The following is a 25,968-nucleotide window of genomic DNA, read 5'->3' as shown; positions in this document are numbered from 1 at the left end:
TCGTAATTGATCATCGACGGATGTGAATCCGCCATCGCTGGGCCCGAGTTGGGCCCTTTCATGGATTGGTGAACAGTGTCGACATCACCACCCGCGAGAAGTGCCGCCACCGGCTTCCGCATACTCGGCCGAGGTGTCGTGGCGTTGGGGGCGGCCGCGACCCTCGTACTGCTGGGGGGCCTGCCTTCCGCGCAGGCGGCCCAGGCCTCCGACTCCCCACAGGTCCGCACCGGGACGCCGACCGTGGCGACCGCGGCGGACGCGACCGGACAGAACGCCCAGCCCCGGCTCGAGCCCGTGTGCGGGACGCCCGGCAAGGATCGGGCGACCTGCTACGCGATGCGCGCTGCCGACGAGACCCCCGTCATGCGGCTCAGTGCCACGGCCACCCCCGCCGGGCTGGGCCCCCAGGACATCCAGAGCGCCTACAGTCTGCCCGCGAACGGCGGCGCGGGCCAGACGATCGCGATCGTCGACGCGTACGACAACCCCCACGCCGAGGCCGATCTGGCCGTCTACCGCGCGCAGTACGGCCTCCCCGCCTGTACGACCGCCAACGGCTGCTTCACCAAGGTCGACCAGCGCGGCGGCAGCTCCTACCCGCAGCCCAGTGAATCGTGGGCCGGCGAGATCGCCCTCGACCTGGACATGGTCTCCGCATCGGCCCCGGGCGCTCACATCCTCCTCGTCGAGACGGACAACGACGGTCTGGAGAACCTCGCCGCCGGTGTCGACCGCGCCGTCGCCCTCGGCGCCAAGTACGTGTCCAACTCCTATGGCCGACCGGGCGACTTCGCCTCCGACCTGTCCACCTACGGCGCCTCCTACGACCATCCCGGCGTCGCCGTGGTCGCGGCCTCCGGCGACAACCGGTACGGAGTCTCGTTCCCCTCGACGCTGCCCTTCGTGACCGCCGTCGGCGGAACGGCGCTCACTCCCGCGCCGGACACCGCCCGCGGCTGGACGGAGACGGTCTGGGCACGTGACCCCTACGGACCGGGCTCCGGGTGCGCGCAGTACCAGGCCAAGCCCGACTACCAGAAGGACTCCGGGTGCGCCGGCCGCAGCGTGTCGGATGTCTCCGCGGTCGCTGACAACGTTGCCGTCTATCTCACGTACGGTGCGGGCGGCGTCGGCTGGCAGCGCTACGGGGGCACCAGCGCCGCCACCCCGCTGATCGCCTCGGTGTACGCGCTCGCGGGCGCCCCTCGCCCCGGCACCTCCCCCGCCTCGTACCCGTACGCGGCCGGTGGCGCCGGGCTGAACGACGTCACCACCGGCACCAACGGCACCTGCTCCAGCGATTACCTGTGCCATGCCGGTCCCGGTTACGACGGCCCGACCGGCCTCGGCACCCCCGCCGGCCTGGCCGCGTTCCGCAGCGGGCCGCACGGCACGCTGTCGGGCACGGTCAGGGACGCGAAGTCCGGCAAGCCCGTCGCCCACGCGACCGTGGGCTCGGGCCTGGACGTCGCGACGACCGACAGCCGGGGCGCCTACCAGCTGGACCTGCCCGCGGGCACGGTCAAGGACCTCACGGTCCGCGCCTTCGGCTACACCTCTTCGGCCCCCGCCACCCTCACCGTCGCCGACGGCGCGTCCCTGACCCGCGACTTCCGTCTCGCCGCGATCCCGCGCGAGAAGGTCCACGGCACCGTCAAGGACGGCTCCGGCCACGGCTGGCCGCTCTACGCCAAGGTCACGGTGGACGGTTCTCCCGAAGCCCCGGTCTGGACCGACCCCACCACCGGCGCCTACGAGCTCTCCCTGCCCAAGGGCGCGGACTACGGTCTCGAAGTCGCCGCCGCGCTGCCCGGATACGAGCCCGCCGAACAGACCGTCACCGTCGGCGGAGACCGCGTCGGCAGGAACTTCACCCTGAACGCGGACCCCGATTCCGCCACGGCCGTCGGCTACGCCCTGCAACGCCAGGGCACGACGGAGACGTTCGACTCCAACACCTCGGCCCCGCAGGGATGGACGGTGGCCAACGCCTCCGGGACCGACAACGGCTGGGAGTTCGACGACCCGATCCAGCGCGGCAACGCGACCGGCGGCAGCGGCTCCTTCGCGGTCGTCGAGAGCGACAACTGGCCGATCGGCCCGCACCAGGACAGCCAGTTGATCAGCCCGGTGTACGACTTCTCCGGCAGTGAGTCGGCCGAACTCGACTTCAAGACGGCCTATCTGTACAACCCGAACAACCAGCGGATGAGCGTGGACGTCACCACCGACGGCGGCACCACCTGGCAGACGGCCTGGGCCAGTTCCTCCACGAGCGGGGACGGCAGGGACCACCGGACCGTGCACGTCCCGCTGCGGGCGTACGCGGGTGACAAGGCGGTCCAGCTGCGCTTCCACTTCGTGGCGAACTGGGGCTACTACTGGTCCGTCGACGACGTGTACGTCGGGACGCGCGACCTCGTACCGGTGTCCGGCGGTCTGACCGTCGGCACCGTCCGCGACAGCCGCACCGGCGCCGGCCTGGTCGGCGCCACCGTGGCCGACTCCCGGCAGTCGGACGCCACGACGGTCACCGTGGCGACGCCGGACGACACGGCCGTCGGCGACGGCTTCTACACCCTGTTCGTCGCCGGCCCGGGCAGGCACACGCTGCGCGTGAGCGCTCCCGGCCACGTCACCGCGTACCGAACGACCAAGGTGCGTGCGGACCGTACAGTCCGCGTGAACCCCCGGCTGAAGGCCGTCCCGGCGACCTCCGGCTGATCCACGTCGCACACGGGTGCCCCCGGCGCCACGACAGACCACAGCCGGGGGCACCTCGCCACGTCCGCCTGGACCGAAAAAGGGATTGCGGTCACAGACCGCGATCGGATAGATGTAGTCACCGATCCTTCGGCCCGACGCTGAAGACATGTCAAGAAGACATATCAAGAGGAGAGGAGGGACAGGCAGATGATCTCCGCGACCACCGCGCTCGTCTCCTCCCGGGGTACGGACAGGATCTGACCCCGGAACGGACGAGCGCCCTTCACTGGAGCATGACTCGACCGTGGACCTGAACAGCCTGACCATACGTCCGATCACCGGACGCGACGAACTGAGCCTCTTCTCCCGACTTCCCTATCTCCTGAACGAGGAACTGGCGGACGACCTCGCCCAAGGCCGGCGACGACCGGAATGGATGTGGGTGGCCCTGCTGGGAGACCGGCTGCTGGCCAGAGCGGCCTGGTGGAGCCGACCGGGAGACGCAGCCCCGCACCTCCTGGACATCCTGGATGTCGACGACGGTCTTCCGGACGCCTCCGCCCGAGTGGAGATCGGCGTCCGGCTCCTGCGCGCGGCCCTTCCGGCCGTCGTCCCGAACGGATCGCCTCTGCCCGAATCCAGCCGCCTCGTCCCGCCCGACTGGCGCGACAGCGCTGTCACCAGACGCGCGACCGAAGACCGCATGACGATCCTGGAGCGCACCGGCGCCACGCTGTTCGTCGAACGGCTTCGCCTGGAATGGCGACGGGGATCGCCGCTTCCCGAACCGGGCGGACGCCTCGCCTTCCGGCCGCCTCACGAGGACCACGAGTTGCTGACCCTCATGACTCGGGTCCTGGACGGGACACTGGACGCCCACAGTCGCCATGACCTGACCCGGATGTCCGCCGGCGCCACGGCGGCCAGGCACTACGAGGACGAACTCGCCCGCTACGCCAGCCCCAAGGACTGGTGGCGCGTGGCCGTCCTGCCCGACGCGGAACCGGTGGGATTCGTCATCCCTGCCCACAACGGCTACAACGCGATCATCGCGTACCTCGCCGTGCTCCCCGAGCACCGCGGCCGCGGCTACATCGACGACATCCTCGCCGAAGGCACGCGCGTTCTCGCCCGGCAGGACGTCCCCCGCGTTCGCGCGTCCACGGATCTCGGGAACGTTCCCATGGCGAACGCCTTCCGACGCGCCGGATACGTCAACTTCGGCCGCGAGATCAACATGACCTGGGCCTGATCCGCGGCGGCGAGGCGGCCTCCGTGGGGCCGCCTCGCCCATCCGTTCACCCGACCCGGCAACTACGCTGGTTCCCAGGAGCCGGGACATCGGAAAGGGAACTCGTCCGATACTTTCTGTGGTCGGAGGACACACGATGGGCGACCGAGAGATTCGCGCGGCGCTTGACCGCCACTGGGCGGCGTCCGCCGCCGGGGACCAGGACACCGAGCACGAGATCTATCACGACGACGTCATCACTGATTATCCCCAGTCGGGTGAGCGCGTCCACGGTCGCCGCGATCTGCAGGCGCTGCGCTCGCACCACCCGGCCAAGCTCACGTTCACCATCCGCCGGATCCTCGGCAGTGGAGACCTCTGGATCACTGAATACGTGATCGATTACGACGGGAAACCGGCGTCCACGATCAGCATCATGGAATTCCGCGACGGCAAGGTGGCCCACGAGACCCAGTACTTCGCGGATCCGTTCGCTCCACCCGACTGGCGTGCCCAGTGGGTGGAGTCGATGCCCGAGCTCTGAGGCCTTCCTCCGATCCACTCGCGTGCCGGGTCCGGTCGTGGGCGTGGGTCTACGGCGTCGCGGCTGACCGCAGGGTCCACAGATGGTCCGCGGTGCCGTTGTCGGAGTACTGGACGACGTCGGCGCTGTCGCCGGTCGACATGCCGGCTACGCCGAGCAGCAGCCCGCTGTTCTTGTTGACGATCTTGTACTGGCCGCCGCCCGCGTCGACCAGCCGCCACAAGTGATCGCTGGTGCCGCTGTCGTGGTACTGCTGAATCTGGGCGCTCAGGGCGGTCGAGGCACCCTGCACCGCGAGGAGCAGACCGCTGTTGACATTGACGATCTTGTACCAGCCACTGCCGGTTTTGACGAGTTTCCACAGGTGGTCCGGGGTGCCGGTGTCCGCGTACTGCTGCACGTCGGCGCTGTCGGAGAGCGAGGCGTGCTCGACGGCGAGGAGTTTGCCGCTGTTGACGTTGGCGATCTGGAAGACGGGCGCTCCCCACACCTGGAACTCCGACAGACCCCAACCGGTACCGCCGCCGGCGTTGGGTGCCACGACGCGCAGCCGGCTGGTCGTCAGGGTCGGGAAGGTGATCTTGTTCTCGGCGTTCGCGGTGGGTGCCGCCGGAGAGCGGGTCTGGCCGGGCACGGTGGCCCACGCGGCGCCGGTCCAGTACTGCAGGTCGTAGTCGGCCGGGGTGCGCACCCCGCCACCGTCGTCGTAGAAGTACAGCCGCACGTCACCGGTCTTCTGGTCGCGCCCGAAGTCGACGCCGTAGTAGTCGCTGGGATGGCCGGTGGCGTACGAGGTCCATCGGCTGTTCTCGGGAATGCCCTGCCGGTAGACGATGCCGTCGACGGCGTTCCAGACGTTGTCGTAGCTGGAGGTGTAGGAGGCGAAGGGCTGCGGACCGGACGCGAAGTGCTGCCCGTTGGCGGCCATGTCCACGGGGGCGTCCGTGCTCGGCCGGATGTTCGGCGCGCCCACGTCGACCGTGACGGCGCCGAGTTCCGTCCTGGCGGCGGCCTGGCTGCCGTCGACGTAGACGTGCAGGCCGGCCCCTTGGCCGTAACGGCTTCCGGTGCGGTCCCACAGTACGGTCACGTTGTGCCCGTGGTACGGGGTGTTCTCCAGGGCGAAGTAGTCCCAGCCGGACGGTGCGAGCGGTTTGACGACCAGGGTGTCGTCGCTCTGGCCCCGCAGGCCGATGAGTCCGGAGATGACGTTGTCGTTGTAGGTGGAGTGGTTGTAGTCCTCGCTGTGGTTGTTCCCGTCGTAGAGCCAGTTGTCGCTGTCCGGGTCATGGGCCTCGGCGACATAGGGGACCCCGCCCCGGTACTGGGTGGCGGCATACGTGTGCAGCAGTTGGACGTAGTCGCTGTTGGAGAACGCCGACTGGGCCGGGTAGTCCTCCAGGAGGTTCGCCGCCGCCGTCAGCGTCTGGGACGTCGCGAACGGCCAGGAGGGGCCGTCCCAGCGGCAGCAACTGCCGGCCTGGTACATGAACCAGGGGCTGCGCCGTTCCACCGTCGTCGGCCCGTAGCGGGCGGCGAAGCCGCTGGAGTCCTTGAGCTGGGCGAACGCTCCGGCATTCGCGGCCGGTGCCATGTCGAACATCCAGGGCAGATAGCCCATCAGCTCGCGGCTGCCGGTCTTGCCCAGTGACGGGTTGTCGTCGCGGGCCACACCGTAGTAGAACTGCCGCCCCGCGTCCCACAGATGCGCCTGCACCGCGCTCCGCAGCGCACCGGCGCGGGCCTGGAAGTCGTCGGCCGTGCCAGTGTCGCCCGCCAGCGCCGCGATGGCGGCGATCGCCCGCGCGTCGCCGTACTGGTAGGCGTTGATCGTCGGCCGGTAGCCATAACCCCCGTGATACGGATCGGCGGACTCGTACGACGAGGCGGAGTACTCCGTCGCGTCCCACACCGGCGCCTGCCAGTAGAGACCCAGAGCCGGGTTGAAGTGGTTGCCCCAGCCGTTGTACTGCTTGACGAGCGACGCCAACTGGGCCTGTGCGAAGGTCCGGTCCCCGGTGGCCAGCAGTTGCTGCCACACCGCGTCGGCCGCCCAGAAACTGTACTCGTGGGCCCAGTCCGAGGTGTCGGCGTTCACACCGTCGGTCCGCGGCTTGGAGAACTGTCCCGGGCCACCGAGCCAGTAGTCGACGACGTCCTTGGCGTACGACTGGTCGCGCAGCCACCGGCCCTCGGTGATCTGGTGGCCTGCCGCGGCCGAGATCCCGCCGTACGGAGCGCCGTAGCCGACCGGTTGGAGGAACTCGCTCGACAGCCAGCCGTACTCCGGCCCGGTGTAGACCAGATGTTCCTTGTAGGTCTGCCAGCGGTAGTAGTACACGTCCCGGATCTGCTGGTCGGGCACGTCCAGGAAGGGGATGTTGGCCTTGAACCAGGCCGGGTCCTGCACGCCCTTCAACAACGCGTCGTGGTCGAGGAACGATGTGCCCGCCGGGGCCGGGGAACCGGACGCGGCCGGAACTCCGGCCGCGGCAGGCGATGCACCGGGCCCGCCGGGGAGACTGCTGAGCAACACCACGGCGGCCGCCGCGCCCCACCATCCGCCCGACCTCACCATGACGTACCCCTCCGAGCCTGAACGGTGGCCTGACACGGTCTGCTCACTGACGCCGCACGATGAGCGCCCACCACGGAGGGCAGCCCCTCATCTCTCCCGAACTCCTCTTACAACGTTGTAAAACGAGGGCCTCGTGAACATGACAACATAGGGTTCCGGGGGTGTCCAGAGGCCGCGAACAAGGTGCTCGACTCCCGCGTGTGCCGACCGGTGGACGCTCGTGAGGTCGTACGGCTGACTCACTCGGTCATACGGCTGAGGCGAGTTGCTGCTCGGCCCAGATGGTCTTGCCCCGGTCTTCGTAACGGGTCCCCCACCGCTGTGCGAACTCCGAGACCAGCAGCAGACCGCGGCCGCCTTCGTCGGTGGTGCGGGAGTGCCGCAGATGGGGGGCGGCGCTGCTGCTGTCGGAGACTTCACAGGTCAGGGTGCGATCGTAGATCAGCCGCAGTCGTACGGGCGGTTCGGCGTACCGGATGGCGTTGGTGACCAGTTCGCTGACGATGAGTTCGGTGGCGAAGACCTCGTCGTCCAGGGCCCACGCGCTCAGTTGGCCCGAGGCGAGAGTGCGGGCCGTGGCCACGGCTGCCGGGACTGCGGGCAGGCTCCAGGTGGCGACGTGGGAGGGGTCGAGGGCCCGGGTGCACGCCACCAGGACCGCCGCGTCCTGCGGGGGGTCGACGGGGATGAGGTTCTCGGCGAGGCTCAGACACAGATCCTGCGGGGGCTGACGGGACGCGGCGAGCAGTCGCGTGACCTCGACGTGTCCGCCATCGTCGCCGAAAGCCTGCACCAGTCCGGCCGTGTACAGCACCAGGCGGGTCTGGTCGGGCACCGTCATGTCGAACTTGGTGAAGGACGGTCCGGGCCGGCCCAGCGGCGCCCCCACCGGAAGATCGGGGAAGGTGACCGTGCCGTCCGGGCGTCCCACGGCCAGCCCCGGCCGTCCGGCCGTGGCCATGACGCACTGCCGGGTGACCGGGTTGTAGACCAGGTACAGGCAGGTGGCCCCGGCGGCCTCGCTGCCGGTCGCCGGCTCACTGTTCTCCGCGTCCATCTGGTGTACGACGTCGTCGAGACGGGCCATGACCTCGTCCGGTGCCAGATCCAGGGCCGCGAGGATGTGCACGGCCGTCCGCAGCCGTCCCATGGTGGCCGCCGTCCGCATGCCGCGACCGGGGGCGCTGCCCGTCACCAGGCCCACGCGAGCCCCGGGGAGAGCGATCACGTCGGCCCAGTCGCCGCCCGCGCCGGAGTACACCACGTGGTGCGCGGTACGAACCGAGTGCGCGGCGGGAGGATCCTGGGGCAGCATGCCACGCTGCAGGGAGAGCACGGCGTTTCGCTCGCGGACGAAGCGGCGGGCGTTGTCCAGGGCGACGGCGGTGCGCCCCGCGAGGTCCTGGGCCAAGGTGAGGTCTTCGTCGTCGAAGGCGCCGCAGGCGCTCCAGCGATAGAAGGCGACCAGGCCGAGAACGCTGTCACGTGCGACCAGGGGCACCATCATCAACGAGTGGATCCGCTCCTCCAGGAGCCGCCGGCCACGGACCAGGTCATCGCGTATCCAGGCGCTGTCCGCGTCGACCGTACGCACCAGGCACGCCTTGCGGTCGGCCAGGACCCGCATGGCGGCCGCGTCACCGGGATAGTTGCTCGGCTCGCCGACCGCGTACACCCCTGGCGTGGCATCCGCCCGGGTGGATCGAGAGGCCGCGCGCTGGAGGGTCCATCCGGCCTCCCCCGGCCCGTGCGGCACCTCGTGTCCGGAAAGCACCGGTTCGAGCAGTTCCACGGCCACGCTGTCGGCCAGCCGGGGAACCACCACCTCGGCGAGTTCCTGCGCGGTGCGCAGCACGTCGAGGGTGGTCCCGATACGGGCTCCCGCCTCGGCCACCAGCGCGAGGCGCTGCTGCGCCCGGTCCCGCTCGCTGACGTCGACCACGGTATCGGCGATGCCGATGATGCGTCCGTCGGGGTCCTCCAGGCGGAACACGGACGCCGAATACACGTGCTCGTGGTCGGGGTCGCCCGGCGGTCGCCCCCGCTTTTCGAAGGCGATCGCCGGTTCACCGGTCTCCAGCACCTTGGCCATCACCTGCTCCGCCATCTCGGAACTGAAGCCGGGCCACGCCTCGGTGGGGCGCAGCCCGAGGCCCTCGGTCACGCGCGTGCCCTGCATCCCTTGTGCCGCGGCGTTGTAGCGCGTCAGACGCAGCTGCGGATCCAGGACGAACAGGCCGATCGGGGAACGGGTGAACAGGGCCTCCAGCAGTGCCTGGTCGACGGCGGGGACCGTCTCGGACGGCGCCGGTGACAAGTCCATCCGCCAGCACGCACCGAACTGCGGGTCCTGTTCGGCGCACACGCGGATCCGGCAGCCGACCGCATGCCCGTCCCGGTGCTTGAACGCGGTGTCGCTCGCCCCGAAGTACCCGGGCGGGGCGACGGCCAGGAGTTCCGTGACCGTCCGGCCGACACCCCACCGCGCCGGATGGCCGAGCAGCTCTTCGACCGCCGGGCTCCACCGGACCACCACGCCGACGGCATCCACCAGGAGCGATGCCTGACCGACCGCGTCAGGCGTACGTCCCGCGGTCCGCGTGCTGCCGACTTCCGATCCGTCCATGACCTTCCGCCGTTCTGGGCCCCCTCGGCTCGGCCGGTGCCTCCAGTCTCGCGCAGCCGGATCTGCTTCGCGCGGTCTGGGGCGGGAGCGTGCCGAACAGCGCCGTGCGTCCGGGTGGCTCCCGCCGACCCGCAGCCGACCGGACGCCCGGCGCATTCGTCACCTGCTTGACCGGTGACGCGCGGCGATGTCATGATCTCACCCGTCAGAACGGTGACGCGCCGAGGCCCCCAGCCTCCGTCCGCGAGAGAGAAGGCAAAAAAAAGTGGATCTGAAACTCGAAGTAGTCGTGCTGCCCGTCTCCGATGTCGACCGGGCCAAGGCCTTCTACGAGAAGGCCGGCTTCCGTCTCGACGTCGACTACGTCGCCGACGACAGCTACCGCGTGGTGCACCTGACGCCGCCCGGCTCGCAGTGCTCGATCCTCTTCGGCACCGGGGTCACCACGGCCGCACCGGGTTCGACGCAGGGCCTGCACCTCGTCGTCACGGACGTCGTGGCGGCCCGTGCCGAGCTCGTCGGCCGTGGTGTCGAGATGAGCGAGATCTTCCACGACGCGGGCGGGGTGTTCCACCGCGGCACGGAGGAAGGCCGGGTCAGCGGCGCCGATCCGCAGCGCGCCAGCTACGGCTCCTTCACCGCCTTCAGCGACCCGGACGGCAACGGATGGGTGCTGCAGGAAGTGACGACCCGACTGCCGGGCCGGTGACGACACCTCCTCCCCGCCCCATACGCGTCAGAACACCCATGCTCCCGCCGTCCGGTTTCCGGCCGGGGCCGGAGCATCCAGGCACAGGACAGGAACAGTGATGGACGAAGCCTCGCGCACCTACGACGTGGTCGTCATAGGCGGCGGACCGGTCGGCGAGAACGTGGCCGACCGGGCCCGCGCCGCCGGGCTCAGTACCGTGATCGTGGAACGCGAACTGCTCGGCGGCGAGTGCTCGTTCTGGGCCTGCGAGCCCAGCAAGGCCCTGCTGCGGCCGGTGGTGGCACGCGCCGACGCGCGCCGCGTACCGGGGTTGAGCCAGGCGGTGCGGGGGCCACTGGACGTGGACGCGGTCCTCGCGCACCGCGACAGGATGGCCGCGTACTGGAAGGACGAGGACCAGGCCGACTGGCTCGGATCCGTGTCCGTCGACCTCGTCCGCGGTCACGGACGGCTCGTCGGCCCCCGGCAGGTGTCGGTACGGACTCCCGACGGGGACACGGTGCGCCTGACAGCGCGGCACGCGGTCGCGCTCTGCACAGGCACCGGCACCGCCCTGCCCGACCTGCCCGGACTCGACACCGCAGGACCGTGGACCAACCGCGAGGCGACCGCCGCCGGCCGCGTACCGGGCCGCCTGGCCGTGGTGGGCGGGGGTGTGGTCGCCGTCGAACTGGCGACCGCCTGGCAGGCGCTCGGCTCACAGGTGACCCTGCTGGTCCGCGGCGACGGCCTCCTGACGAAGATGGAGCCGTTCGCCGGTGAACTGGTCACGGAAGACCTCCTCGAAGCCGGCGTCGACATACGGCTGGGAGCCGAGGTCGCCTCCGTGGAGCGCCAAAGCGGCACGGACGGCCCGGTGCGGATCGGCCTCGCCGGCGGGGACGAAGTGACCGCGGACGAGGTCCTGTTCGCCACCGGCCGGGCACCGCGGACCGCGGACGTCGGTCTGGAGACCGTCGGCCTCACACCGGGCGACTGGCTCACCGTGGACGACACCTGCCGCGTGACGAACGTCGCCGGAGGCTGGCTCTACGCCGTCGGCGACGTCAATGGGCGGGCCCTGATGACCCACCAGGGCAAGTACCAGGCCCGAGCGGCCGGCGGCGCCATCGGCGCGCGCGCCGGGCGAGCGCCGGTCGACGACGCCCGTTGGGGCGCGCACGCCGCGACCGCCGACCACGTCGCCGTGCCTCAAGTCGTGTTCACCAGCCCCGAGATAGCCTCCGTCGGCCTCACCACGCACGAAGCGGAGCGGACCGGACGCCGGGTCGAGGTGGTGGACTACGACCTCGCTCGTCTCACGGGGGCGCAACAGTACGCCAAGGGCTACCGCGGCCGGGCCCGCATGCTGGTCGACACCGACCGGGGCACCGTGGCCGGCGTCACCTTCGCGGGCCCGGGCGTCGGAGAGCTCCTGCACTCGGCCACGATCGCCGTCGCGGGCGAGGTGCCACTGGAACGGCTTTGGCACGCCGTTCCCGCCTTCCCCACCATCAGCGAGGTCTGGCTGAGGCTCCTGGAAACCTACCGGGACACCGCCGGGTAGGCCGGGTCGCCCGGCAGTCCTCGTCACCTCCCGTGCGCCGTCCGCCCCCCGGGCACGGGAATCGACGCACGGGTCGAGGGTCCCAGTCGGACACCCGGCGCGGCCGGCGCCACGGGACGTTTAGTTGACACATAAACTACATGGCTTACGATGGATGCGACGAGCAGCGGGCGCCTTCACGGCGGCGCGGGGCGCGTCCGCACCACCGCACAACCTCGTTCTCTTGATTGACACGTCAAGCATGTATCATGGGGATATACTTGACGTGTCAATTACTTGCTTCTGAGTGGTCAGCTGCCCACGGGCTGCCGGAGGAGGAGACCATGACGCCGCTGACCTTCAAAATCGGCCTCGACTCGTTCGGGGAGGTCGCCGACGATGACGGCCGGACGCTGGGCGACGCCGAGACACCGCCCCGCCGGGCCCGCGCTCGCACGATCGAGTCGCTGGGCCGCGAAGTCGCCCCGCTGGTAAGGGAACTGTTCACCAAGGAGTCCTTCCATGTCTGATCTCACCTTCGGCCTCGACACGTTCGGCGACGTACCCACGGACGACGCAGGCGTGCTGGTCTCCCACGCGCGGGCGATCCGGCAGGTCCTCGACGAAGCGGTCCTCGCGGACGACCTCGGCGTCGACGTCATCGCGCTCGGCGAACACCATCGGCCGGAGTACTCGATCTCGTCCCCGGAGACCGTGCTCGCCGGCATCGCCACGCGCACCTCGCGCATCCGGCTCGCCTCCGGCGTGACGGTGCTCAGTTCCGACGACCCCGTCCGGGTGTTCCAGCGCTTCTCAACCGTCGACGCCCTCTCCGGCGGCCGGGCCGAGGTGATCCTCGGCCGCGGCTCCTTCACGGAATCGTTCCCCTTGTTCGGATACGACCTCGCCGACTACGACACGTTGTTCGAGGAGAAGATCGAGCTGTTCTCGAGGCTGCTGGAGGAGAAGCCCGTCACGTGGAAGGGCACCGTGCGGGCTCCCCTGGAGGACGCCGAGGTCTTTCCCCCCACCGAGTCCGGACACCTGTCCACCTGGGTCGGTGTCGGCGGCTCACCCCAGTCGGTCATTCGAACCGCCCACTACGGGCTTCCCCTCATGCTCGCCATCATCGGCGGTTCTCCCGAGCGGTTCGCGGCCTACATCGACCTCTACCGGCGCGCGGCCGACCAGTTCGGCACCACCGCGCATCCGGTGGGAATGCACTCCCCCGGCTTCATCGCCGACACCGACGAAGAAGCCCGAGAGCTGCACTGGCCGAGCTACCGGGTCATCCGCGACCGCATCGGCGCCCTGCGAGGCTGGCCGCCGATCCGCCGGGAGGAGTACGAGGCGGAGATCGAGCACGGCTCCCTTTACATCGGCTCACCGGAGACGGTCGCACGCAAGATCGCCGGCGCCGTTCGCCAACTCGGCGTCGGCAGGTTCGACCTCATCTACACCGCGGGCGCGCAGCCGGTCAGTGCCCGCCTGCGGGCGGTCGAGCTGTACGGCACGAAGGTCATACCCATGGTCCGCGACATCCTCGCCGGCTGACTCGCGGAAAGGAGACGGAATGAGTACCGAGGACGTCCGCACCATCGGCATCCTGGGCGCCGGCAAGGTGGGAACCGTACTGGCGCGGCTGGCCCTCGCGGCGGGCTTTCGCGTGCTGATCGCCGGTTCGGGCGCGACCGAGAAGATCGCGCTCACCATCGAGGTCCTCACCCCGGGTGCCGTCGCGGTCACCGCGGCCGAGGCGGCGGCGCGGGCGGACGTCGCGATTCTGGCCCTCCCCCTGGGCAAGCACCGCGGCGTTCCGGTGGACGCGCTGCGGGGCAAGCTGGTCATCGACGCGATGAACTACTGGTGGGAGGTCGACGGCGTGCGCCACGACTTCACAGACCCCCGCACCTCCACCAGCGAGATCGTCCAGGCCTTCCTGCCGGACTCCCGTGTGGTCAAGGCCTTCAACCACATGGGCTACCACGACCTCGAGGACGAGGCCCGGCCCGTCGGCACGCCCGGCCGCAAGGCGATCGCCATCGCCGGTGAGGACCCTGCCGACCGGGCCACGACCGCCCGCCTCGTGAACGCCTTCGGCTTCGACCCCGTCACCGTCGGCCCGCTCGCCGAGGGCGTGCGCCTGGAACCGGGGACCGAACCCTTCGGGGCCGATGTCCCCGCCGACGAGTTGCGCGCCATGATCGACCGCTTCCCCGCCTCGCAACGCGGCGAGAAGGTCAGCAGGGCGCGCGCCGCTGCCACGCCGCCGCCCGCCGACGTGGCATAGCGGTCGATTTCCTTCGATGCCGCATCGCGGAAGCACCGTTCGATCCCGGCGGCTCGGGTCGCGCACCGGGAGTGCGCGGCCTCGCGGGGATGTGGCGGGCCGGGCGTCGTCCAGGACGGGTGATCCCCTCCTTGTCGGCGGTGTCGGCGGTGCCGGCAAGGCGCGGGCCGGCCTCCCGGCAGCGCGGTGTCCGCGTCGGACCGCCGGCGCGGCGTACGTTCAGCGCGTCGCGGGCAGGCCCGGGTAGAGGTTCGCGAGGTCGCCGGAGAGTGCGGCGCGTACGGTGCGGCTCTTGTCGTCGGCCACGACCTCGAGCGCGCGGTCCTGGACGCCGTCGAGCGCGAGGCCGGCCACCCACGCGGGGTCGACCTTGTCGGAACCGTCCACGTAGCCGGCCATGTCGGTGTCCATGTAGCCCACGTGCAAGGCGGTGACGTCGATACCGGACGGTGCCAGCTCCTGCCGTGTCACGTTGGTCATGGCCAGCTCGGCGGCCTTGGCGGCGCTGTAGCCGCCGTAGTTCGGGTAGTGCGCCCAGCTGAGCACGGAGAGCACATTGAGGATGGCGCCACCGCCGTTCGCGGCGATCACCGGAGCGAAGGCCCGGGTGACGTTGAGGGAGCCGAAGAAGTGCGTCTCCATCTCCAGGCGGATGTCGCTCATGTCGCCACTGGCGAGCCCCACGTGCGTGCTGATTCCGGCGTTGTTGATGAGAAGCGTCGCGTCCGGGGCGGCCTCGGCCGCCCGTGCCACGGAATCGGGGTCCGTGATGTCCAGGGCGAGCGGGACGACCCCCGGCAGGTCGACGGACGACGGGTCGCGTACGCCCGCGTAGACCTTCGCGGCGCCGCGCTCGAGCAGCTGGGCGGCGAAGTGCCGGCCCAGACCGCGGTTGGCACCGGTCACGACCGCCACTGCGTTCCTGATGTCCATGGTTCCTCATCCCTGAGATGCTGAATAGGCATTTCCAACATAGGTAGCTGGATGTGAAAACGCAACTCAGGAGTAGGCTGACTCGCATGACGCACGCCAAGGCCACGCGGAAAGACCGCGACCGCGAGGAGACCTGCTCGATCGCCCGCTCCCTGGAGATCGTCGGCGACCGCTGGTCCATGCTGGTCCTCCGCGAGGCGGCACTGCGGGACGTGACGCGCTTCGCCGACTTCCGCGACCGCCTCGGCATCGCCCCCGACGTCCTCACGCTGCGCCTGGGCACCCTCGTGGAAGGGGGCGTCATGGAGAAGCGGCCCTACCGTGAGCCCGGTGCGCGCACACGCTTCAGCTACCACCTGACACCGGCCGGTGAGCAGTTGCGTCTGGTCCTGGCCGCTCTCCAGCAGTGGGGTGACGAGAACCGGCCGCCCTCCACCGGGCCCAGCACCCTGCGGCGCTCCGCGGACGGTGACCGCCCTGTGCGTGTGGCCTTCGTCGATGACACCGACGCCGTCGTCCCCGGGGGCGACGTGCAGTTCCTGACCACGGTTCCTCGCCCGGCGCGCGGACGAGAGGAAGCAGGGCTGGCGCCGAAGCCCTGACCGTCGAGCGCCGGGCGGCCGTACTCGGGGTCCGGCGCCCTCACGGCCGATGAGGGCGCACCCGCGCGTACCCCCGAACCGACCGGACGACGACGGCAGTTCGAACCGGCCACCGGCCGACCGGCCGCGGAACGCGGCCGTCGCGAGCACGAGCCCCTCGCGAGCAGCCGCACGCGGCCTGTGCCGGCGCAGCACCCCGCATCCCTTGCCGCGGTCAGCCCGTTCTCCGGACGCGTACCGGCGGCGCAGCGCATCCGCCGGGTCGCCCCTGGGACGAGGCCGGTCAGGCGGTCGCGGTGTCCGCGACGTACGGATCGCAGCCGACGTGACCGGTCAGCTCACACCCCGGCCACCGGCCCGGGGCCCTTCCCTTCCGAACCGGCGCCCAGGCCGTCGCCGACGTGCGGAATTCGGACACCCCGGTCGTCACGCGCGCCTCCGGATGGACCGCCCGACGCCCCCCTTCCCCTCCCGTCCGCTCCCCTCCCTGCCCTGTCCGTCTCCCATGCCGGAAGGACGTCGCGGTCTCGCCGGTCAGGCATCACACCGGCCGTCCCCGTACGACGACGGCTGCCTCAATCCCCTCGGTCACCGATCATCACGAGAGCATCCGACAACTCGAACTGTCTTGACAATAATTTTTGTCGGCTGCATCCTGGAGCGGTGCTGGACCTTGCCGTGACCGAAGTCCGCACACCGCAAGGCGGCCCGCAATGAATCCTCGCCGGAAGGCCGCCACCGCGGGCGTGCTCCGCGCGCGCTCCGAAACGGCGGCAAGCAACCGAGATACGTCCACCGGACACCGAAGGAATCCACCATGCGTACCCTGATCAGCTCCGCCTTCATCTCGCTCGACGGTGTCGTCGAGGGCCCCGGCGGCGAACCCGGCTACCGCAACTCCGGATGGACCTTCAAGGACATCGAGTTCGTCCCCGAGGCGTTCGCCATCAAAGGGCGGGAGCAGGAGGAATCCACCGCGATCCTGATGGGACGGGCCAGCTACGAGGCGTTCAGCCCGGTGTGGCCGGACATGGCCGAGTTCGCCCACTACAAGACCCTGCCGAAGTACGTCGTGTCCACCACCCTCACCGAGGACAGGCTCGTGCCGAACTGGGGCGAGACCACCGTCCTGCGCTCCCTCGACGAGGTCGCCGCTCTCAAGGTGACCGACGGCGGCCCGATCATCGTCCACGGCAGCGTCGCCCTGAACCACGGCCTCGCGGACGCCGGCCTGATCGACCGGTACCACCTGCTCGTCTTCCCGCTGCTGCTGGGCGCGGGCAAGCGGCTGTTCCCCGCGAGCGACAAGGACACCCAGAAGCTGAAGCTGGTCGAGCACGCCGTGTACGCCAACGGGCTGCAGATGAACGTCCTCGACGTCGTGCGCTGACCAGGCTCCGGCCGTCCGCCCCGCACCGGGCGGTGCCCGGCGATCGCGCGCCGTGCGGCTGCAAGTACCCGAGCCGCGCCCGGATATCATCCACCGATGTCGACGATCTGCCTGATCGGTGTGGGCCGCATGGGCGAACCGCTGTGCGCCGGTCTGGTCCGCGCGGGATACCGGGTGAGGGCCTACGACGTCCTGGCCGAGCGCAGGGAAGCGGCTCTGTCGCACGGGGCCCTGACCGCGGATTCGGCGGCAGCCGCGGCAGCGGGGGCGGACGTGCTCCTCACCGTCCTTCCCGGACCGGCCGAGGTGGCGGCAGCGGTCGATGACGCCGTTCTCGCCGCGCTGGCGTCCCGGGCCACCTGGATCGACATGAGCAGTAACACGCCGACCGGCGCCGAACCCTGCTGGAAGCGGGCCGCCGCCCACGGGGTAGCCGTACTGGAGGCGCCCATCGGAGGTTCACCCGCGGACGCCGCCGCGGCGCGGCTGCGGCTCTTCGTCGGCGGGGAGGACGCCCTCCTCGAGCGCCACCGCCCGCTGCTGTCCGCGGTGTCCGACCGCATCACGCACGTCGGTGGACCCGGTACGGGATACGTCGCCAAACTGCTGGTCAACCTCCTGTGGTTCGGCCAGGCCGCCGCCACCGCGGAGGCTCTTCTCCTGGGGCGACGTGCCGGCATCGATCTGGGCGTGCTCACCGAGACCCTGGCCGCGGGTCCCGCCTCGACCGCGTTCATCCGCCACGACCTGCCCGCCCTCCTGGCCGGCGACTACCTCACCGACTTCGGCCTCGACCGCATCCACGACCAGTTGACGGCAGTGACCGCACTGGCGGAACAACTCGCCACGCCCCACAGCGTCGCGGACACCGTCCGTCACCTCCACGCGGAGGCACTCGAGCGCTATGGGCCCGTGGACGGCGAGCTGCTGGCGGTGGCCCTGCTGGAGGAGAAGGCCGGGATCCTCTTGCGTCACCCTGCTGCGCCCGCCGCCGGGGGCAGTACCGGAGCGGCCGAAAGGCGGGCCGAGCGGCACCCGTGACCCTGTCTCAGCCGCGCCGAAGGAGCGGGGGGACGGGCGGCACGTCGACGGCGTCGGCGATGTCGTCGACGGTCATCCTGAAACTGTCGGGATAGACGTCGCGCTCGGTGCGGCGGGCGGGTTCACTGGTACGCCAGCAGTAGAGGCACTGCCGGCACTGCAGCACCACCCATACGCCGGGGACGGGAGAGCTGAAGAGCTGTTCGATGGTCTCGTGGGCGCAACGCGGACAGATGCCGGTGCCTTCCATGGGCAGTGGTTCCTTTTCACGTGGGGAGGACGGGAGTTCGGCTTCGTCAGCGTTCCGCGGCGAGTTGCCTGAGCCTGGTGAGCCATGCGCCCGCTTCGGGCAGGTCCTGGACCGGGTTGCCGTAGTTGCCGCGGTGATCCGGCCTGACGGGTGTGGTGGCGTCGATGATGAGCTTGTCCACGATGCCGGGTGTGTTCGCCTGCGGACCCAGCTCCATCACGGACAGGTTCGGAATCGTGATCAGGTCGCCGGCGGGGTTCATCTTGGTCGACAGCGCCCACATCACCTGCGGAAGGTTGAAGGGGTCGACGTCCTCGTCCACCACGATCACGGTGGCGGCGTATCCCAGTCCGTGCGGTGTGGTCAGGACGCGCATGCCGACCGCCTTGGCGAAACCGCCGTACCTCTTCCTGGTGGAGACGATGACGACCAGGCCGTGGGTGTACGTGGCGTTGACCGCCTGGACCTCGGGGAAGTCCTTCCTGAGCTGCTCGTACAGCGGGGCACAGGTGTTGGCGGCCATCAGGTAGTCGATCTCGGTCCACGGCATGCCCAGGTAGAGGTGTTCGAAGACCGGGTTGCTGCGGTAGGAGATCTTGTCGATCCGGATCACCGGCATGCTGCGACCGCCCGAGTAGTGGCCGGTGAACTCGCCGAAGGGTCCTTCCACTTCGCGCTTGCGACCCTCGATCACGCCCTCGATCACGACCTCGCTGCCCCACGGCACCGGCAGCCCGGTCAGGGGCGCCCTCGCGATCGGCGCCGGGGCGCCGCGCAGGGCGCCGGCGAGTTCGTACTCGTTCTCGTCGTACCTCATCGGGGTGGACGCGACGATCGAGATCACCGGATCATTGCCCACGGCGATGGCGACGGGGAGGTCCTCGCCGGATTCCTCGGCCTTCCGCAGGTGCTGGGCGATGTCGTGCACCGGTACCGGCTGGAGGGCGAGCCTGCGTCTGCCCTTCACCTCGATGCGGTAGATGCCGACGTTCTGCTTGCCGCTGTTCTCCGGGTCCTCCGGGTCCCTGGACACGACCGCGGCCTTGTCGATGTAGAAGCCGCCGTCGCCGTCGTTGAGGCGGATCAGCGGAAGTACCTCGAAGATGTCGACGTCGTCCCCCTCCAGGGTGTTCTCGGCCCACAGGGGGTGCTCCCGCCACTCGGGCCGCACGGGGAACTCCGCCCAGCGGCGGATGAACTCCTCCACCTGCTCCTTGGTCCCCGTCTCCTTCGGCAACCCCAGGGCCAGCGCGTGGTTGGCCCAGGAGCCGTGCACGTTCATCGCTATCCGGGCGTCGGTGAAACCGCTGATGTTGTCGAAGTAGAGGGCCGGCGCCGCATCCCCGAGACGTGGCGCCGCGTTGGCGGCGGCGGCGATGTCCGGCTCCGGCTTCACCTCCTCGGTGATCCGCAGCAACTGTCCCTCCTTGTCGAGTACTTCGAGAAAACTGCGCAGATCGTCATAGGCCATGTGAACCCCTTGGTGACAGTCGTGGTGAGGCGTCAGAGCGCTGCCCTGAGCTCCTGGGCACGGGCGGCCCGCATGCCGTCCCACCGTTTGGCGGCGGGCGCGGGCAGGTCGAACTGGTCGAGGACCCGGGCTGTGATGTGGTCGACGATGTCGTCGACGGATGCGGGGTGGTTGTAGAAGGCGGGCATCGGCGGCACCATCCGCACGCCCATGCGCGACAGCGCCAGCATGTTCTCCAGATGGACCTCGCTCAGCGGTGTCTCACGCGGAACGAGCACCAGCTTGCGGTGCTCCTTCAGCACCACGTCCGCCGCGCGGCCGATCAGCCCGTCGGCGTAGCCGGCGCGGATCCCGGCGAGCGTCTTCATCGAGCACGGGACGATCACCATCCCGTCGGTCCTGAACGACCCGGAGGAGATCCTGGCGCCCTGGTCCTCGGGGGCGTGCACCTCGTCGGCGAGGGCACCGACGTCGCGGGCCGACAGCCCGGTCTCCAACTCGATGGTGGTACGCGCCCAGCGGCTGAGGACCAGATGGGTCTCCACCTCGCGCAGCCGGCTGAGATTCTCCAGCAGACGGACGCCGAGCACCGAGCCGGTCGCCCCCGTCATCGCCACGATCAGTCGCACAGGGCTCAGCTCCTCGGTAGACGTGAGCGGGTAGAGGTGAGTGGGTGCGGAGGGGACGGACCACCTCGGTCACCACTCCGCTCCCGCGCTTCACACTAGATTCGATGTTCCTGGTCAAAGCCGTAGGATGAAGACAAGCCATGGACAGAAACGGACACGCTGACGTCACCGAGGTCCCCTACCGGTCATCCGCCGGAACTCCGCCGGGGGTCGAGGTACTCGACTTCGCCGACCTGAGTGCCCGGGCTCGCGGTCACGGGGTCGACCCCTACTCACCGGTCCGGGTCGCGTTCCACGAGTTGATCACCGTTCGGACGGGCACGCTGTGCTGCTCGCTGGATTTCACCGATCACGAGCTGACCGAGGGCGACTGGTTGTGGGCGCGCCCCGGTCAGATCCACCAGTTCCGCTCCGATCTGGCCTCGGCCGAAGGAACCGTCGTCCTCTTCCAGCCCGGCTTCCTGGACACGACCACCGCCGAGGTCGCCCGAGTCGATCAGTACTTCCCCTACCGTCCGCTGACCCCCTCGGACGCCGCGGGAGACGCGCTGAGGAACACCCTCGGCCTGCTGGACAGCGAGTACCACGGGCTCGGCGGCCTGCCGTTGGAGGCGCACGTCGAGGTGTTGCGCCACCTGCTGGCGGCACTCGTCCTGCACCTCTCCCACCAGCAGCCCTCCACGGGCGACGAGCCGGAGGACGGAACGGGCACCGAGGCGTTCCGCCGATTCCAGCAGGCCGTGGAGCGCGGATACGCCCGAAGCCACCGGGTGGACGACTACGCCAGGGACCTGGGCTACAGCGTCCGCACCCTGACCCGGGCGACCCGTGACGCCGCCGGGTGCGGGGCCAAGCGCTTCATCGACAACCGGGTCCTGTTGGAGGCCAAACGCCTGCTCGCGCACACCGACCTGTCCGCGGGGGTGATCGCCGAACGGATCGGCTTCCCGGAGGCCACGGTCTTCACCAAATTCTTCCGCAAGCTGGCCGGCGAGACCCCGACCGCCTTCCGTAGCTCCTCGAGGACGCACGGCCGCGGCGGCCAACCGCGAAGCGCGGGCCAGTAGCCGCGTTCAGCACGGTGGAGCCGCTCGGCGAGTGACGGCGGCGTTGCCGCGACACGCGCGTCGTGCGGCGGTCGCCGCCCGCACCGAGTCCCGAGCGCGGCACTGGCGGTCGGCATCGTGCGCCTCCATCAGGGCTACGGAGATCGCCGGTCTCACGGGCCGAGACCTTGCCCTGTGGGGCTGGGCGTACCCGCCGACGCGCCGCCGGTTCGGGCTCTCAGAGCAGCCGCAGGACGCCGACGACCTTGCCGAGGATCTGCGCGTCGTCGCCGGGGATCGGCGCGTAGGAGGCGTTCCGGGGCATGAGCCACACCCGGCCGTCCTGGCGGTGCAGCACCTTGATGGTGGCCTCGTCCTCCAGGAGCGCGGCGACGATGTCTCCGTGGTCGGCGCTGTCCTGGCGTCTGACGGTCACGATGTCGCCGTCGCAGATCGCCGCGTCGATCATGGAGTCGCCGGAGACCGTCAGGGCGAACAGGTCGCCGTCGCCCACGATCTGGCGGGGCAGGGAGTAGACGTCCTCGACCATTTCCTCCGCGAGCAGGGGCGCTCCCGCGGCGATGCGTCCTACGAGGGGCACGTCGACCGGCGCCTGGCTCACGCTGCCCAGGTCGGGCGCCCAGGAGGGCCGGACGCGGTAGGCGCGGGGTCGGTGCGGGTCGCGGTAGAGGACGCCCTTGCGTTCCAGAGCCATCAGCTGGTGGGCGACCGAGGAGGTGCTGGAGAGGTTCACGGCCTGGCCGATCTCCCGCATCGAGGGCGGGTAGCCCTGGCGGTCGACCGTCTCGGTGATGTAGCCGACGATGGCCGACTGGCGGCTCGTCAGCTCGCCCCCGGCGTTCCGGGTGCCCGGCGGGCGGCCTCGGCGGGCGGGCGCGCTGTTCTCCATCCCGGGTACCTCCGTACAAGATCTTCGCAGAACGCGACCTTAACCCGCCATCCGGCGCAATCGGAACACCGGTGTCGTCGTGGTCCTGCGGACAGATGCGGCAGATCACCACATCGACCGTGTCCGGGCGCACGGCAGCCGGGACGACCGCCGGAGGTGACGGTCGGTGGCCGTGCCTTCGAGGGCGGTTCGAAGCCGCCTCCGGCCTTCTCCCCGGTGCCGAGTAGTCGTGTGCGGTCATGCCCGGGGTCCCGGCTGTTCGCGGGTGGCGTCGCCCATGAGCGCCGTACGGGCGCCTCGCGCGTCTCGGGTGCCTCCCCGCCGGGGCAGGTCGTGCGCGCCTGACGGTCGGGGGCCGGAGCGGGGGGTTCAGCAGGGGCGGTTGTCCGAGCCGGGCACGAGGTGTCGGCCCACGATCTCCCGCGCGGTCCTTTCGGCGTCGGCGAACATGCCCCGTCCGGTGTCGGTCAGCATGACCTTCACCGCCCGTCGGTCGCGGTCGTATCGATCGCGCTCGATCAGACCGGACGCCTGCATCTCTCTCAGGACGTAGGACATCCGGCCTCCCGATTCCCCGAGGAAGTCGGTCAGCTCGGCAACCGGCGCGGCTCCGTTCGCGGTTTCGGCGAGGGCGCCGAGGATGAGGTAGCCGTGGAGCGACAGACCGTGCCGTGCCCGCAACTCGCCGTGCAGGAGGCCCAGGGTCCAGAGAGTCCCTGGAGCCTGCCGCTGGGTGACGTCGGGCGAAGTGCGGTCTGTCATGTTCGTTCCCGGGGGTCGGCTCTTCGGTCACGAAGCCGCGACCGAAGACTCACAACCAGGTTCCGCACGCCGGCCATGGCGGGTGCGGCGGACTTGAAGCCCTCGGATCAGGACACGGAACACCTCGTCCGCGCCTCGCCTGTGCGACGGGAGACCTCCACGCGGAGCCGGCAGCCCGGCCCGACGTCCTGATGTGAGGGAGTTGTGGCACGTCCGGCCACCTGTCCCGGCCCTCATGCCGCCGTAGCGTCATCACCGACCGTGACGTGGTCGGCCGGGTCGACCACCACCACGGCGGCGGAGGGCTTGGTCACGTACGGGGACGAGAGCCCCGGCGGGTCCGGCACGGACGGTTCGGAACTGAGGACAGGGGGCGTTCGGCGCTGTGACGGCACGATCACGCAACGATCGGCACCCACCCACTCACGTCGCAACCTGCCGCCGGACACGCCGAGTTCGATGGGGCCGTCTTCCGGTACTCCACGACGAGGACCGGGAAGCGGAGTTCGTCGTGGGCGGTCGGGACGGGAGTGACGTCGACCGCGCGCAGGCCTCAGGCTCGGCGTCGAACTCCGCGGCCGTCGCGGGGCCGATGGCCCTCGGTCTCCTCCGCGCGGTCATCAGGTTCGCCGCGCCTCGCGCCATACCCGTCGCCGACGCATCAGGGGCTGAATCGCCCTCCACGTCACAGAACGCGCACGCACCGCCCTGCGCGCACGGTCGCCGTCGAAGCTCTGTGGTTCAGCATCAAGGAGGAGCAGTGGCATGACGCTGCTGGCAGGCATCAACCAACCCTCGGATCTGCGGAGTCTCAGCCGTGCGCAGCTGATCCGGCTCGCCGGGGAGATCCGCGACTTCCTGATCCGCCATGTGGCGGTCACAGGTGGCCACTTGGGGCCCAATCTGGGCGCGGTGGAGCTCACCCTGGCACTGCACCGGGTCTTCGACTCACCACGCGACACACTGCTGTGGGACGTCGGGCATCAGGCGTACGTCCACAAGATCGTCACCGGTCGGGCCGATCGGTTCCCGGGCTTGCGCCGGCGCGGCGGAATGTCCGGATACCCCAGCCGGGAGGAGTCCGCGCACGACCACATCGAGCACTCCCACGCCTCGGTGGCCCTGTCCTACGCCGACGGCATGGCCAAGGCCAGAGAGCTTGCGGGGGAAACGGACCGGCACATCGTCGCCGTCGTCGGCGACGGAGCACTCACCGGCGGGCTGGCCTGGGAGGCACTCAACAACATCGCGGCGGCACCCGGGCGGCCCGTGGTGATCGTCGTCAACGACAACGGACGCTCGTACGCACCGACCGTGGGCGGACTCGCCCAGCACCTGGCGGCCCTGCGCACGCACGCCGGCTACGAGCGACTGCTCGGATGGGGCAGACAGACCCTGGGCGGCGCCGGAACGCCGGGGCGGGCCGTCTACCGCACTCTGCACGCCGCCAAGGAAGGGCTCAAGGACGCCCTCGCGCCGCAGCCGCTCTTCTCCGATCTGGGCCTGAAGTACCTGGGCCCCGTCGACGGGCACGACATCCCGGCATTGGAAGCGGCCCTGGAACGCGCCAAGGATCACGGCGCACCCGTCATCGTCCACTGCGTCACCCGCAAAGGGCTGGGCTACACGCCTGCCGAGCAGGACGACGAGGACCATCTGCACGGCGTGGGCGCCATCGACCCGCGGACCGGCCGCCCGCTGCGGCCCGGTGGTCCGAGCTGGTCGGCGGCGTTCGGCGAGGAACTGGTGTCGCTGGCGGCACAGCACCGGAAGATCGTGGCGATCACCGCGGCCATGCCCGGCTCGGTGGGCCTCAGGGACTTCGCCGCCCGGTATCCGGAGCGGTTCTTCGACGTCGGGATCGCCGAGCAGCACGCCGTCGCCTCGGCCGCCGGACTGGCCATGGCGGGGTCGCATCCGGTGGTCGCCGTCTACGGAACCTTCCTCAACCGCGCACTCGACCAGGTGCTGATGGACCTGGCGCTGCAGCGGCTCAGTGCGACCCTCGTCCTCGACCGGTCCGGTGTCACCGGCGACGACGGACCCAGCCACAACGGACTGTGGGATCTGGCGACGCTCCAGGCCGTCCCGGGCCTGCGCATCGCGGCTCCCCGCGATGTCCTCACCCTCCGGGAGGAGTTGGGAGAGGCCGTCGCGGTCACCGATGCGCCGACGGTCCTGCGGTACCCCAGAGGCGCGGTGCCACCGACGCTCCCCGCGGTCCGCCGGGTCGGCGGGGTGGACGTGCTGCGCGAGGCTCAGGGCACCGGCGTCCTGCTGATCGCGGTCGGCACGATGGCGAAGGTCGCCCTTGAGGCGGCGGAGCTCTGCGCCGAGCAGGGTGTGCGGGTCACCGTGGTGGACCCGCGGTGGGTCAAGCCGCTTCCGGCCGAGCTGCTGGGGCTGGCCGCCGATCACGTGCTGGTCGCCACGGTCGAGGACGGCCTCCGCAACGGTGGCATCGGGGCAACGGTGTCCCAGGCCCTGCACGAGGCCGACCTCCAGGTCCCCTTGCGCGTCTTCGGAGTGACCGACGGGTTCCCCGAGCAGGGGACCCGCGCCGAAGTCCTCGCCGAAGCGGGCCTGACCGCGCAGTCCATCGCGCGGGCCCTTGTCACCGCGGTGCCGGTCGGCTCCACGCGGCCGGGACGTACGTAGTCATGGCGCCCGTACCGCGACCACCCAGGAACACCGGGTAGTCGCACACCACGTTCCGTAG

At 70.3% G+C, this 25,968-nt stretch carries 21 protein-coding genes; 13 read left to right on the top strand and 8 right to left on the bottom strand.

Annotated features, from left to right (window positions below; all coding sequences use genetic code 11):
- Positions 1–138 precede the first annotated feature (138 nt).
- From OG199_RS42195 to OG199_RS42185, 3 genes are all read left to right on the top strand, one after another.
- Positions 139–2,727, top strand: a complete 2,589-nt coding sequence (locus OG199_RS42195) for a carboxypeptidase regulatory-like domain-containing protein (RefSeq protein ID WP_405834241.1) — start codon at positions 139–141, stop codon at positions 2,725–2,727.
- 286 nt (positions 2,728–3,013) lie between these two features.
- Positions 3,014–3,961 (top strand): GNAT family N-acetyltransferase, encoded by a 948-nt coding sequence (locus tag OG199_RS42190; RefSeq protein ID WP_405834239.1) that lies wholly within the window; start codon positions 3,014–3,016, stop codon positions 3,959–3,961.
- Positions 3,962–4,097: 136 nt separating this feature from the next.
- On the top strand, positions 4,098–4,484 hold the full coding sequence (locus tag OG199_RS42185; protein WP_356803986.1) for a nuclear transport factor 2 family protein: 387 nt from the start codon (positions 4,098–4,100) through the stop codon (positions 4,482–4,484).
- 49 nt (positions 4,485–4,533) lie between these two features.
- Here OG199_RS42185 and OG199_RS42180 read toward each other — a convergent pair whose 3' ends face one another.
- Together OG199_RS42180 and OG199_RS42175 are read right to left on the bottom strand one after the other, a co-directional pair.
- Positions 4,534–7,062 carry an MGH1-like glycoside hydrolase domain-containing protein gene (locus tag OG199_RS42180; RefSeq protein WP_405834236.1) on the bottom strand — a complete coding sequence of 843 codons (2,529 nt, stop codon included), beginning with the start codon at positions 7,060–7,062 and terminating at the stop codon, positions 4,534–4,536.
- A 247-nt stretch (positions 7,063–7,309) separates the two neighbouring features.
- On the bottom strand, positions 7,310–9,688 hold the full coding sequence (locus tag OG199_RS42175; RefSeq protein ID WP_405834234.1) for a SpoIIE family protein phosphatase: 2,379 nt from the start codon (positions 9,686–9,688) through the stop codon (positions 7,310–7,312).
- Between the two features lie 265 nt (positions 9,689–9,953).
- Between OG199_RS42175 and OG199_RS42170 the strand changes: the two genes are divergently transcribed.
- The 5 genes from OG199_RS42170 to OG199_RS42150 all read left to right on the top strand — a co-directional run bounded on the left by OG199_RS42170 (position 9,954) and on the right by OG199_RS42150 (position 14,215).
- Positions 9,954–10,397: a VOC family protein gene (locus tag OG199_RS42170; protein ID WP_405834232.1), complete on the top strand. Its 444-nt coding sequence runs from the start codon at positions 9,954–9,956 to the stop codon at positions 10,395–10,397.
- A 100-nt stretch (positions 10,398–10,497) separates the two neighbouring features.
- Positions 10,498–11,946, top strand: a complete 1,449-nt coding sequence (locus OG199_RS42165) for a dihydrolipoyl dehydrogenase family protein (RefSeq protein WP_405834230.1) — start codon at positions 10,498–10,500, stop codon at positions 11,944–11,946.
- A gap of 323 nt (positions 11,947–12,269) precedes the next feature.
- Complete coding sequence (locus OG199_RS42160) at positions 12,270–12,455, top strand: hypothetical protein (protein ID WP_405834228.1); 186 nt, start codon at positions 12,270–12,272, stop codon at positions 12,453–12,455.
- On the top strand, positions 12,448–13,479 hold the full coding sequence (locus OG199_RS42155; protein ID WP_401808219.1) for an LLM class flavin-dependent oxidoreductase: 1,032 nt from the start codon (positions 12,448–12,450) through the stop codon (positions 13,477–13,479). The genes OG199_RS42160 and OG199_RS42155 overlap by 8 nt, the downstream gene beginning before the upstream one ends.
- Positions 13,480–13,498: 19 nt before the next feature.
- Positions 13,499–14,215 carry an NADPH-dependent F420 reductase gene (locus OG199_RS42150; protein ID WP_405834227.1) on the top strand — a complete coding sequence of 239 codons (717 nt, stop codon included), beginning with the start codon at positions 13,499–13,501 and terminating at the stop codon, positions 14,213–14,215.
- 219 nt (positions 14,216–14,434) lie between these two features.
- Here the strand turns inward: OG199_RS42150 and OG199_RS42145 are convergent, their stop codons facing one another.
- A complete protein-coding gene (locus tag OG199_RS42145) occupies positions 14,435–15,148 on the bottom strand; it encodes an SDR family oxidoreductase (protein WP_401808223.1) in 714 nt (237 codons plus the stop codon).
- 86 nt (positions 15,149–15,234) lie between these two features.
- On the opposite strand from OG199_RS42145, the gene OG199_RS42140 reads away from it, so the two are divergent.
- From OG199_RS42140 to OG199_RS42130, 3 genes are all read left to right on the top strand, one after another.
- Positions 15,235–15,750, top strand: coding sequence for a helix-turn-helix domain-containing protein (locus tag OG199_RS42140; RefSeq protein ID WP_356801620.1), 516 nt, complete (start codon positions 15,235–15,237; stop codon positions 15,748–15,750).
- Between the two features lie 817 nt (positions 15,751–16,567).
- The gene (locus OG199_RS42135; protein ID WP_405834224.1) at positions 16,568–17,140 is read left to right on the top strand and encodes a dihydrofolate reductase family protein; all 573 of its coding nucleotides are present in this window, start codon (positions 16,568–16,570) and stop codon (positions 17,138–17,140) included.
- Positions 17,141–17,182: 42 nt separating this feature from the next.
- A complete protein-coding gene (locus OG199_RS42130; protein WP_405834847.1) occupies positions 17,183–18,181 on the top strand; it encodes an NAD(P)-dependent oxidoreductase in 999 nt (332 codons plus the stop codon).
- 7 nt (positions 18,182–18,188) lie between these two features.
- Here OG199_RS42130 and OG199_RS42125 read toward each other — a convergent pair whose 3' ends face one another.
- From OG199_RS42125 to OG199_RS42115, 3 genes are read right to left on the bottom strand one after another with little or no spacing between them, the layout of a single operon-like run.
- On the bottom strand, positions 18,189–18,431 hold the full coding sequence (locus tag OG199_RS42125) for a non-oxidative hydroxyarylic acid decarboxylases subunit D (protein WP_356801616.1): 243 nt from the start codon (positions 18,429–18,431) through the stop codon (positions 18,189–18,191).
- 46 nt (positions 18,432–18,477) lie between these two features.
- Entirely contained in the window at positions 18,478–19,902 is a 1,425-nt protein-coding gene (locus OG199_RS42120) for a non-oxidative hydroxyarylic acid decarboxylases subunit C (RefSeq protein ID WP_405834222.1), read from the bottom strand.
- A gap of 32 nt (positions 19,903–19,934) precedes the next feature.
- Positions 19,935–20,531: a non-oxidative hydroxyarylic acid decarboxylases subunit B gene (locus OG199_RS42115; protein WP_356801613.1), complete on the bottom strand. Its 597-nt coding sequence runs from the start codon at positions 20,529–20,531 to the stop codon at positions 19,935–19,937.
- 140 nt (positions 20,532–20,671) lie between these two features.
- Between OG199_RS42115 and OG199_RS42110 the strand changes: the two genes are divergently transcribed.
- Positions 20,672–21,598: a helix-turn-helix domain-containing protein gene (locus tag OG199_RS42110; RefSeq protein WP_405834219.1), complete on the top strand. Its 927-nt coding sequence runs from the start codon at positions 20,672–20,674 to the stop codon at positions 21,596–21,598.
- A gap of 217 nt (positions 21,599–21,815) precedes the next feature.
- Here the strand turns inward: OG199_RS42110 and lexA are convergent, their stop codons facing one another.
- Together lexA and OG199_RS42100 are read right to left on the bottom strand one after the other, a co-directional pair.
- Positions 21,816–22,487 carry a transcriptional repressor LexA gene (gene lexA / locus OG199_RS42105; protein WP_356801609.1) on the bottom strand — a complete coding sequence of 224 codons (672 nt, stop codon included), beginning with the start codon at positions 22,485–22,487 and terminating at the stop codon, positions 21,816–21,818.
- Between the two features lie 369 nt (positions 22,488–22,856).
- Entirely contained in the window at positions 22,857–23,249 is a 393-nt protein-coding gene (locus OG199_RS42100; protein WP_405834218.1) for a MarR family transcriptional regulator, read from the bottom strand.
- 765 nt (positions 23,250–24,014) lie between these two features.
- Between OG199_RS42100 and dxs the strand changes: the two genes are divergently transcribed.
- Positions 24,015–25,907: a 1-deoxy-D-xylulose-5-phosphate synthase gene (dxs, locus tag OG199_RS42095; RefSeq protein WP_405834216.1), complete on the top strand. Its 1,893-nt coding sequence runs from the start codon at positions 24,015–24,017 to the stop codon at positions 25,905–25,907.
- Positions 25,908–25,968 lie beyond the last annotated feature (61 nt).

The sequence above is a fragment of the Streptomyces sp. NBC_01176 genome, assembly GCF_045039825.1.
GTDB lineage: Bacteria > Actinomycetota > Actinomycetes > Streptomycetales > Streptomycetaceae > Streptomyces.
The sequence above is the reverse complement of the archived record's forward strand: the minus strand, read 5'-3'. Positions and strand labels throughout refer to the sequence as shown.

Excerpts from the sequence above, each read along its gene's own strand:
- OG199_RS42145 (WP_401808223.1), bottom strand. The coding sequence starts at position 15,148 with ATGGACATCAGGAACGCAGTGGCGGTCGTGACCGGTGCCAACCGCGGT.
- dxs (WP_405834216.1), top strand. The coding sequence starts at position 24,015 with ATGACGCTGCTGGCAGGCATCAACCAACCCTCGGATCTGCGGAGTCTC.
- OG199_RS42185 (WP_356803986.1), top strand. The coding sequence starts at position 4,098 with ATGGGCGACCGAGAGATTCGCGCGGCGCTTGACCGCCACTGGGCGGCG.
- OG199_RS42125 (WP_356801616.1), bottom strand. The coding sequence starts at position 18,431 with ATGGAAGGCACCGGCATCTGTCCGCGTTGCGCCCACGAGACCATCGAA.
- OG199_RS42100 (WP_405834218.1), bottom strand. The coding sequence starts at position 23,249 with ATGACAGACCGCACTTCGCCCGACGTCACCCAGCGGCAGGCTCCAGGG.
- OG199_RS42165 (WP_405834230.1), top strand. The coding sequence starts at position 10,498 with ATGGACGAAGCCTCGCGCACCTACGACGTGGTCGTCATAGGCGGCGGA.
- OG199_RS42110 (WP_405834219.1), top strand. The coding sequence starts at position 20,672 with ATGGACAGAAACGGACACGCTGACGTCACCGAGGTCCCCTACCGGTCA.
- OG199_RS42180 (WP_405834236.1), bottom strand. The coding sequence starts at position 7,062 with ATGGTGAGGTCGGGCGGATGGTGGGGCGCGGCGGCCGCCGTGGTGTTG.
- OG199_RS42175 (WP_405834234.1), bottom strand. The coding sequence starts at position 9,688 with ATGGACGGATCGGAAGTCGGCAGCACGCGGACCGCGGGACGTACGCCT.
- OG199_RS42140 (WP_356801620.1), top strand. The coding sequence starts at position 15,235 with ATGACGCACGCCAAGGCCACGCGGAAAGACCGCGACCGCGAGGAGACC.
- lexA (WP_356801609.1), bottom strand. The coding sequence starts at position 22,487 with ATGGAGAACAGCGCGCCCGCCCGCCGAGGCCGCCCGCCGGGCACCCGG.
- OG199_RS42120 (WP_405834222.1), bottom strand. The coding sequence starts at position 19,902 with ATGGCCTATGACGATCTGCGCAGTTTTCTCGAAGTACTCGACAAGGAG.
- OG199_RS42150 (WP_405834227.1), top strand. The coding sequence starts at position 13,499 with ATGAGTACCGAGGACGTCCGCACCATCGGCATCCTGGGCGCCGGCAAG.
- OG199_RS42135 (WP_405834224.1), top strand. The coding sequence starts at position 16,568 with ATGCGTACCCTGATCAGCTCCGCCTTCATCTCGCTCGACGGTGTCGTC.
- OG199_RS42160 (WP_405834228.1), top strand. The coding sequence starts at position 12,270 with ATGACGCCGCTGACCTTCAAAATCGGCCTCGACTCGTTCGGGGAGGTC.
- OG199_RS42155 (WP_401808219.1), top strand. The coding sequence starts at position 12,448 with ATGTCTGATCTCACCTTCGGCCTCGACACGTTCGGCGACGTACCCACG.